The organism is Micromonospora sp. KC606 (genome assembly GCF_004348675.1).
GTDB lineage: Bacteria > Actinomycetota > Actinomycetes > Mycobacteriales > Micromonosporaceae > Micromonospora.
Window position 1 is genome coordinate 1 of sequence record NZ_SMKN01000251.1, and the last position, 8,287, is coordinate 8,287.

Here is an 8,287-nt window from a genome sequence, read left to right on the forward strand (position 1 = left end):
GGACCGGCACCAGCATGGTGGCGTTCGCCGTGCTGAACGCCCGTTGGCCGCCGTTGCCGCTCCGCACCCCCAGGCCGGTCGCGTTGACGGAGATCGCACCGGACGGAGCCCCAGGGTCGAAGCTGTTGCCGTCGGTCAGTTGCAGGGTCGCGCCGGTGGCGTTGCGCAGCGCCAGGGTGGCCGCCCCGTCGGGGGCGGCGCTGGTGATCGTGGTCGCCCCGCCGGTGTTCGACTGGCCGATCAGCAGCGGGTCGCCGGCCGAGGCCGAGGCGGGGGCGGCGGCGAGCCCGGTCGCGGCGGTGGCGGCGACCGCGGCACCGCCGGTGACGGCCGCCCGCCGCAGCAGGGTGCGCCGGGACGCGACGCGCTCGGGTTCGGACGTGGTCATCTCAGTTCCCCCAGGTGGAGTGGGCGGCGGCACGGGCCGCTGCTGCGGGAAGGTGCGGGTGGTCGCCGACGGTCACAGCTTCGGTGCCAGCACCTGGCTCGGGTGGCCGACCAGCAGGCTGCTCATGTCGACGATCACGTGCGTCGGCGAGGCGGTGGCCTGGATGGACAGCACACTGCGGTAGTTGCCGACGGCGCCCAGCTCGGTGAAGAGGAAGTTGGACAGGATCGTGCCGGCCGTCGCCCAGTTCACCGTCGACGCGGTCGGCTTCGCACCGCTGCCCCAGATGGTGAGCACCCCCGCGCCGGTCATCCCGACCACGGTCACGTTGCCCTTGATCGCGTAGCCGTCCCGAACGTAGCTGTCCAGGGCGATCACGATCGGGTAGCCGGGCGTGAGCCGGCCGGAAGGGTCAAGGGTGTCGGCCCCCGAGACGATCGTGCGGCGCAGGTCGGCGTTGCGGGTGTCGAGCACCCGGACCGGCCGCACCGCCACCGAGGTCGTCGCCCACTCGGTGGTCCAGGCCCAGCCGTTGACCGGATCGGCGGTGGGGCCGGAGCGGACGAACAGGTCGCCCTGCTCGTCCACCGCCAGCGTGCCGACGGGTGAGTCGAGCACCTGCGGGTAGATGCTGTCACCGGGCACCAGCCGCAGCGGTGCGCCGGCCGTGTTCTTCACCGTCAGGGCCGGGGAGCCGTTCAGCGTGGTGGTCTGGACGCCGGCATCGTGTGTCCCACCCATGACCAGGCTGTCACCGGGCTCGGCCTGGGCGGCTCCGGGCAGGCTCACGGCGGCGACACCCGCGCCGGCCGTGGTGGTGGCGACCGTGGCGGCGCGGCGCAGCAGTCGCCGCCGCTGCGGGTCGTGGTCGTGTGGCGACTGGGTCATGCGGACACCCCCGTGATGAGATCAACGCCGGGAATGCTCGCACGAGATCACGCACCGCTCAACCACCGGTCGGGCAACGGACGGCGGCCGATACGGCGGCGGCCCCCGCCCCGCTCGCGCGGGAACGGAGGCCGCCGGTGATCCGAGCTCAGCAGCCGGGCAGGCGCTCGATCAGGTAGCGCTCCACCTGGTCCAGGGAGACCCGCTCCTGGGCCATGGTGTCCCGGTTGCGCACCGTCACCGCGTCGTCGTCGAGGGTGTCGAAGTCGACGGTGACGCAGAACGGGGTGCCGATCTCGTCCTGCCTGCGGTAGCGGCGGCCGATCGCCTGCGAGTCGTCGAACTCCACCACCCAGCGCTTGCGCAGCTGCGCGGCCAGCCCCTTCGCCTTCGGCGAGAGCGCCTCGTTGCGGGACAGCGGCAGCACCGCCACCTTGACCGGGGCCAGGCGCGGGTCGAAGCGCATCACGGTGCGCTTGTCCACGCCGCCCTTGGTGTTCGGGGCCTCGTCCTCGTCGTACGCCTCCAGCAGGAAGGCCAGCACCGCGCGGGTGAGGCCGGCGGCCGGCTCGATGACGTACGGCGTCCAGCGCTCGTTCTTCGTCTGGTCGAAGTACGACAGGTCGACGCCGGAGTGCTTGCTGTGCGTGGACAGGTCGAAGTCGGTGCGGTTGGCGACCCCCTCCAGCTCGGCGAATTCGCTGCCGCCGAACTGGAACCGGTACTCGATGTCGACGGTGCGCTTCGAGTAGTGGGAGAGCTTCTCCTTGGGGTGCTCGTAGAAGCGCATGTTCGACTCGGACAGACCCAGGTCGAGGTACCAGTTCCAGCGCTCGGCGAGCCAGTACTCGTGCCACTTCTCGTCCGAGCCGGGCTCGACGAAGAACTCCATCTCCATCTGCTCGAACTCACGGGTACGGAAGATGAAGTTACCCGGGGTGATCTCGTTGCGGAACGACTTGCCGGTCTGCGCGATGCCGAACGGCGGCTTCTTGCGCGCGGCCGTCGCCACGTTGTTGTAGTTGACGAAGATGCCCTGCGCGGTCTCCGGGCGCAGGTAGTGCAGCCCCTCGTCGCTCTCCACCGGGCCGAGGTAGGTCTTCATCAGTCCGTTGAACATCTTCGGCTCGGTGAAGGTGCCCTTGTTGCCGCAGTTGGGGCAGTTCAGCTCCGACAGCGAGGTCAGCGGCTTGCCGTGCTTCTCGGCGTACGCCTCCTCCAGGTGGTCCGCGCGGAACCGCTTGTGGCAGGACTGGCACTCGGTCAGCGGGTCGACGAACTCGGCGAGGTGGCCGCTGGCCTCCCAGACCTTGCGTGCCAGGATGACCGCCGAGTCCAGACCGACGACGTCGTCACGCTGCTGGACCATGCTCTTCCACCACTGCCGGCGGACGTTCTCCTTGAGTTCCACGCCGAGCGGGCCGTAGTCCCACGCCGACCGGGTGCCTCCGTAGATCTCGCTGGAGGGGAAGACGAAGCCTCGGCGCTTGGCGAGGCTGACGACGGCGTCGATACGGTCGGCTGGCATGTTTCCTCCTACGCCGGCTGGCGGTCGGCGGGGATGTGAGGTGGATGGACCTGGACAGTTCGGGACAACGGTACGACCAGCGGCATCCCGAAGCCAGGAGAATACCGGGGCGGGATCAGCTGACCCCGCAGACCTCCAGCCCGGCCGTCTGCGGGTCGGGGGCCAGCGTCACCGTCTGGGTCTCCTGCCCGCCGCCGCTGAAGGTCACCTCCACCGGCACGGTGAGGGTGTTCGGGTCGACCGCACCGATCCGGTACGACGCCACCGCCGGCTCATCGGTCACCCGGCGGATGAACTGCGCCTGCGACTCGCGCCGCTGGACCGTGTCGCAGAGCGTGTCGTACGCCTTGTCGTACTCCTTGCGCACCAGCGCGCCGTAGTACTCGTCGGTGATCGCCTGGCCCTGCTCCTCGGCGGCCCGGATGCTGCTCACGCTCAGCCCGACCAGGGCCGCGCCGCCTCCCCCGCAGCAGATCAGCAACGCGAGCGCCCCGACGCCCAGCCCCAGCCAGAGCCGCTTGCGGCCACCCTCGGTGGGGGGCGCGGCGAAGGGCGGGGCCACCCCCGGGCCGGACGGCGGTATGGGCGCGCCACCGGCGGGCGATGGCGCGGGCACGTCCCCGGCGGGCGGTGCCTCGCCCTGGCCGGGCGGCCCGGGATACGGCGACGGTGCTGCCGGGCCGGGTGAGGTCATAGCTTGCAGGGTAGTGCCGCCCGCTCAGCGGTGCGGACGCGCGGCCCGATCACTGGCGGTCACCACGACCTCGCCGGCCGGGGCGGCACTGGCCAGCGTCTCGTACGCCGAGGGCTCGTCGAGCGACTCGGCGAGCAGCGGCACCGCGGCGATCTTCACGTCGAAGCCGCCCAGCGCCCGCCGGTACGCCCCGACCGACTCCCACTCGGTGAGCAGGCACCAGTGGCGGGGGTCGTCGAGGGCGCGTAGGAGTTCGCCGCGCAGGTAGCCGGGGCGGGCGGCGAGAGCGGCGAGAGCGGCGTGCGCCCGGTCGGCGAAGCCGTCGGCGACGTCGACGTCGACCACGAACCGGTTGGTCACCTGCATCGGGGACCTCCTCGTAGAGTCTGTGGGATGCAGCGTACGCAGAGCCCCCTGCTGGCCCGGTTGGCCCGGGCCAACCCGACGTCGGTGTTCCTCGCCACGCTGGTGCTGGTGCTGGTGGCGTTCTTCGCGCCGGGTCCGGTCGGCGGGGTGCTGCTGCTGGCGCTCGCCGCCGCCCTGGCCTGGCTGGCGGCGGCGACCTGGCCGGTGCAGGCGCCCCGGGCCCGGGTGGTGCGGCTGCTGGTGCTGACCCTGCTGGTTGCCGTGGCCCTGGCGAAGCTGCTCTGACATGCAATCATGCGTTTTTGACAATCATTCTCGTTCCCACGGACAGTGGTTTCCATGAACCTCCGCTCCGCTCCCCGCGCCCTGGCCGCCGCCACCGCCCTGCTCGTTCTCGGCGGCACCGCCGCCTGCTCCTCCGGAGACGCCGGCGCCGACCCGCAGCAGCCGAAGCGGGTCGACGTGGTCGCGGCGTTCTACCCGCTGCAGTTCCTCGCCCAGCGCATCGGCGGAGACGCGGTCACCGTGACCAACCTGGCCAAGCCGGGTGCCGAGCCGCACGACCTGGAGCTCAACCCGGGCCAGGTGGGACAGGTCGCCGACGCCGACCTGGTGGTCTACCTCAAGGGCTTCCAGCCGGCCGTGGACGAGGCCGTCGACCAGAACGCCCGCGACCGGGCCTTCGACGTGACGACCGTGCAGCCGCTGCTGACCGCCGCCGCCGGCGGGCACGACCACGAGGGCGAGGGTGAGGCCGGTCACGCCGAGGAGGAACCGGAGGCTGGCGGGCTCGACCCGCACCTGTGGCTCGACCCCACCCGACTGGCCACCGTCGGCGACAAGCTGGCCGAGCGGCTCGGGAAGGCCGACCCGGACCACGCCGCCGACTACACCGCCCGGGCCAAGGCGCTCCGCGGTGACCTGGAGACGCTCGACGCCGAGTTCACCACCGGGCTGAAGACCTGCCAGCGCCGGGAGATCGTGGTCAGCCACGCCGCCTTCGGCTACCTCGCCGACCGCTACAAGCTGGAGCAGGTGGGCATCGCCGGCCTGAGCCCGGAGAACGAGCCCAGCCCGAAGCGGCTGGCTGAGGTCGCCGAGGAGGCCCGCGAGCACAAGGCCACCACGATCTTCTTCGAGACGCTGGTCAGCCCCAAGGTCGCCGAGACCATCGCCACCGAGGTCGGCGCGAAGACGGCCGTGCTGGACCCGATCGAGGGGCTGTCCAGCGACAACGGCGGTGACTACCTTTCGGTGATGCGTACCAACCTGGCGACCCTGAGGACGGCGTTGAGCTGCTCGTGACATCTCCTGTCATCACCGTCACGCACGGGGTGGTCGGCTACGACGGCCGCCCCGTGCTGCGTGACGTCTCCCTGACCGTCACCGCCGGGGAGGTCGTCGCTGTCCTCGGCGCCAACGGTTCCGGCAAGTCCACCCTGATCCGGGCGGCGCTCGGGCTGGTCCCGCTGGCCGCCGGCTCCGTCGAGCTGTTCGGCACCCCGCTGCGCCGGTTCCGGCAGTGGCGGCGCATCGGGTACGTCCCGCAGCGGCTCGGGGCCGGCGGTGGCGTTCCCGCCACCGTGCGGGAGGTGGTGGCCTCGGGCCGGCTCGCCCGCCGCGGGGTGCTGCGCCCACCCGGACGCGCCGACCGGGAGGCCGTCGACGCGGCGCTGCGCGCGGTCGGGCTCGCCGACCGGGCCGGCGACCCGGTCGCCACCCTCTCCGGCGGCCAGCAGCAACGCACCCTGATCGCCCGGGCCCTCGCGGGCCGGCCGGAGCTGCTGGTGCTCGACGAGCCCACCGCCGGGGTGGACGCGGCCAGCCAGGAGGCGTTCGCCGGGGCGCTGCACGCCTTCGTCGCCGACGGCGGCACCGTGCTGCTCGTCGCCCACGAGTTGGGCCCGTTGCGCCCGCTGATCAGCCGGGCGGTGGTCGTCCACCAGGGCGACATCGCCCACGACGGCGCGGTCCCCGAGCCCGCCGGGCACCACGCGGAGCCCGACCACGACCACGTGCACCCGCACGGCCCCGACGAGCCCGCCGGGCTGTGGAGCAGCTGATCATGGAACTCTTCCAGTACCCGTACATGCAGCGTGCGCTGATCGGTGCCCTGGTCATCGGCCTGGCCGCCCCGGCGCTCGGCATCTACCTGGTGCAGCGGCGGCTCGCGCTGATCGGCGACGGGGTCGGGCACGTGGCGCTGACCGGCGTCGGCGCCGGGCTGCTGCTCAACCGCTCCCCGGTGCTGGTCGCGGTGATCGTGGCCACCCTCGGCGCGATCACCATCGAGTTGGTCCGGGCCCGCGGGCGCACCTCCGGCGACCTGGCCCTGGCGCTGCTCTTCTACGGCGGCATCGCCGGTGGGGTGATGCTCGTCGGGCTCTCCGACGCCACCAGCGCCAACCTCAACGCGTACCTGTTCGGCTCGCTGACCACCATCTCGCCGCAGGATCTGATCACCATCGGGGTGCTCGGCGTCACCATCCTGGTCACCATGCTGGCGCTGCGCCCGGCGCTCTTCGCGGTCTGCCACGACGAGGAGTACGCCCGGGTCTCCGGGCTGCCGGTGCAGACGTTGAACCTGCTGCTGGCGGTCGCCACCGCGATCACCGTCACCATCGCCATGCGGGCCGTCGGCGTGTTGCTGATCAGCGCCCTGATGGTGGTGCCGGTGGCCACCGCGCAGCAGGTCACCCGGGGCTTCCGCAGCACCATGACGGCGGCCATGGCGCTCGGCCTGTTCGCCGCCGGGGCCGGGGTCTGGGTGGCGGCCACCGCCGACACCGCCCCCGGCGCGTCGGTGGTGCTGCTGGCCATCGCCTCCTTCCTGGTGGTCGCGGTCGCCGGGGCGGCCTGGCGGGTGCTGCGCCGCCGCGCCGTCCCGGCCGCCGAGCCACACCCCGAACCGCACGAGGTCGTCCTGCGGTGACGCTGCCCGGCAGCCGCTCCGCGGTATTGGTTACCGTTGCAGGGTGACCGGCAGGAACGGGTACGACGCCTACGAGGGTGCGGGCGAGCTGCTGCGCGCCCTCGCGGCCCCGATCCGGCTGGCGATCGTGAGCGAGCTGGCACAGAGTGAGAGGTGCGTGCACGAGCTGGTCGAGAAGCTCGGCGCTCCACAGCCGCTGGTCTCCCAGCACCTGCGGGTGCTGCGCGGCGCCGGGGTCGTGCGCGGCTCCCGGCGCGGCCGGGAGATCGCGTACGCCCTGGTCGACGAGCATGTCGCGCACATCGTGGCGGACGCGGTCAGCCACGCGGGGGAGGGAGCACGGACATGAGCGGGCACAGCGAGCGGACCATCGACGCGGTCGAGCCTCGGGCCGCCAGGGACCGGAGGGAGGTGGCAGCGGAATGAGCGAGGGAGCGGCGCTGCGCAACACCCGGCAGCGGACGGCGGTGAGCGCCCTGCTCGCCGAGGTGGAGGGCTTCCACAGCGCGCAGGACCTGCACGCCATGCTGCGAGACCGGGGCGAGCGGGTCGGGTTGACCACCGTCTACCGGACGCTGCAGGGGCTCGCCGACGCGGGCGAGATCGACGTGATGCGCCCGCCCGGCGGCGAGCACCTCTATCGCCGGTGCAGCGAGGGCCACCACCACCACCTGGTCTGCCGGGCCTGCGGCCGGACGGTCGAGGTGGCCGGCCCGACCGTGGAGACCTGGGCGGAGCGGGTGGCGGCCCAGCACGGCTTCTCCGACGTCAGCCACACCCTGGAAATCTTCGGTACCTGCCGGGAGTGCGCCGGCTGACCGGTGTCGGGGGGTGGCTGTGCCGTGGCACGCTGTCCGGCGTGAAGATCTACGCTGATCGTTATCCCGTCTTCCTCCGTCAACTCCTCACCGACCTGCTCGTGGTCGTCTGGGTGTTCGCGGCGATCCGCTTCGCCCGGTGGCTGCACGACCTGGTGCGGCAGCTCGCCGTACCCGGGGAGAAGCTGGAGGGGGCGGGCGCCGGCCTCGCCGACAACCTGGCCGAGGCCGGCGGCAAGGTTGGCCGGGTGCCGCTGGTCGGCGACGAGCTGACCGGGCCCTTCGAGCGGGCGGCGGGAGCCGCGCGGGCGGTGGCCGAGGCGGGCCGGGACCAGCAGGAGCTGGTCGGTCAGCTCGCCCTGGCGCTGAGCCTCGCGGCGCTGGTCTTCCCGCTGGGATTGGTGCTCTTCGGCTGGCTGCCGCTGCGGGTACGGTGGATGCGCCGGGCCGCCTCGGCGAGGGCGCTCGCCGCCGGCCCGGCCGGTCGGGACCTGCTGGCCCTGCGTGCCCTGACCAACCAGCCGCTGCGGAAGCTGACCAGGGTCAACCCGGACGTGGCCGAGGCGTGGCGGCGCGGCGACGACGCCACGGTCGACGCGCTCGCCGCGCTGGAGTTGCGCCGGCTCGGCCTACGCCACTCCCGCTGAACACCCCGCCGCGGCCCGCACACACC

General features: G+C 72.8%; 12 protein-coding genes. 7 read left to right on the forward strand and 5 right to left on the reverse strand.

Going from position 1 to position 8,287, the window contains the following annotated elements:
- The 5 genes from E1193_RS32180 to E1193_RS28105 all read right to left on the reverse strand — a co-directional run.
- Positions 1 to 388, reverse strand: a 388-nt coding sequence (locus tag E1193_RS32180) for a hypothetical protein (RefSeq protein WP_207922898.1), incomplete at its 3' end; no start/stop codon positions are given.
- Between the two features lie 72 nt (positions 389 to 460).
- Positions 461 to 1,276 (reverse strand): hypothetical protein, encoded by an 816-nt coding sequence (locus tag E1193_RS28090; protein WP_132186189.1) that lies wholly within the window; start codon positions 1,274 to 1,276, stop codon positions 461 to 463.
- Positions 1,277 to 1,424: 148 nt separating this feature from the next.
- Positions 1,425 to 2,804, reverse strand: a complete 1,380-nt coding sequence (locus E1193_RS28095; protein WP_132186190.1) for a glycine--tRNA ligase — start codon at positions 2,802 to 2,804, stop codon at positions 1,425 to 1,427.
- 115 nt (positions 2,805 to 2,919) lie between these two features.
- The gene (locus E1193_RS28100) at positions 2,920 to 3,498 is read right to left on the reverse strand and encodes a hypothetical protein (RefSeq protein WP_243707944.1); all 579 of its coding nucleotides are present in this window, start codon (positions 3,496 to 3,498) and stop codon (positions 2,920 to 2,922) included.
- Between the two features lie 24 nt (positions 3,499 to 3,522).
- Entirely contained in the window at positions 3,523 to 3,864 is a 342-nt protein-coding gene (locus E1193_RS28105; RefSeq protein ID WP_132186191.1) for an antibiotic biosynthesis monooxygenase, read from the reverse strand.
- A 27-nt stretch (positions 3,865 to 3,891) separates the two neighbouring features.
- Here E1193_RS28105 and E1193_RS28110 point away from each other — a divergent pair, with 27 nt between their 5' ends.
- From E1193_RS28110 to E1193_RS28140, 7 genes are all read left to right on the forward strand, one after another.
- Positions 3,892 to 4,149 carry a DUF6703 family protein gene (locus tag E1193_RS28110; protein WP_132186192.1) on the forward strand — a complete coding sequence of 86 codons (258 nt, stop codon included), beginning with the start codon at positions 3,892 to 3,894 and terminating at the stop codon, positions 4,147 to 4,149.
- Positions 4,150 to 4,203: 54 nt separating this feature from the next.
- Entirely contained in the window at positions 4,204 to 5,169 is a 966-nt protein-coding gene (locus tag E1193_RS28115) for a metal ABC transporter substrate-binding protein (protein ID WP_132186193.1), read from the forward strand.
- Positions 5,166 to 5,927: a metal ABC transporter ATP-binding protein gene (locus E1193_RS28120; RefSeq protein WP_132186194.1), complete on the forward strand. Its 762-nt coding sequence runs from the start codon at positions 5,166 to 5,168 to the stop codon at positions 5,925 to 5,927. The genes E1193_RS28115 and E1193_RS28120 overlap by 4 nt, the downstream gene beginning before the upstream one ends.
- Positions 5,928 to 5,929: 2 nt before the next feature.
- Positions 5,930 to 6,796, forward strand: a complete 867-nt coding sequence (locus tag E1193_RS28125) for a metal ABC transporter permease (protein ID WP_132186195.1) — start codon at positions 5,930 to 5,932, stop codon at positions 6,794 to 6,796.
- Positions 6,797 to 6,839: 43 nt separating this feature from the next.
- On the forward strand, positions 6,840 to 7,145 hold the full coding sequence (locus E1193_RS28130) for a metalloregulator ArsR/SmtB family transcription factor (protein ID WP_132186196.1): 306 nt from the start codon (positions 6,840 to 6,842) through the stop codon (positions 7,143 to 7,145).
- Between the two features lie 73 nt (positions 7,146 to 7,218).
- Positions 7,219 to 7,614, forward strand: coding sequence for a Fur family transcriptional regulator (locus E1193_RS28135; protein ID WP_132186197.1), 396 nt, complete (start codon positions 7,219 to 7,221; stop codon positions 7,612 to 7,614).
- A gap of 41 nt (positions 7,615 to 7,655) precedes the next feature.
- Entirely contained in the window at positions 7,656 to 8,261 is a 606-nt protein-coding gene (locus E1193_RS28140; RefSeq protein ID WP_132186198.1) for a hypothetical protein, read from the forward strand.
- Positions 8,262 to 8,287: the final 26 nt, after the last annotated feature.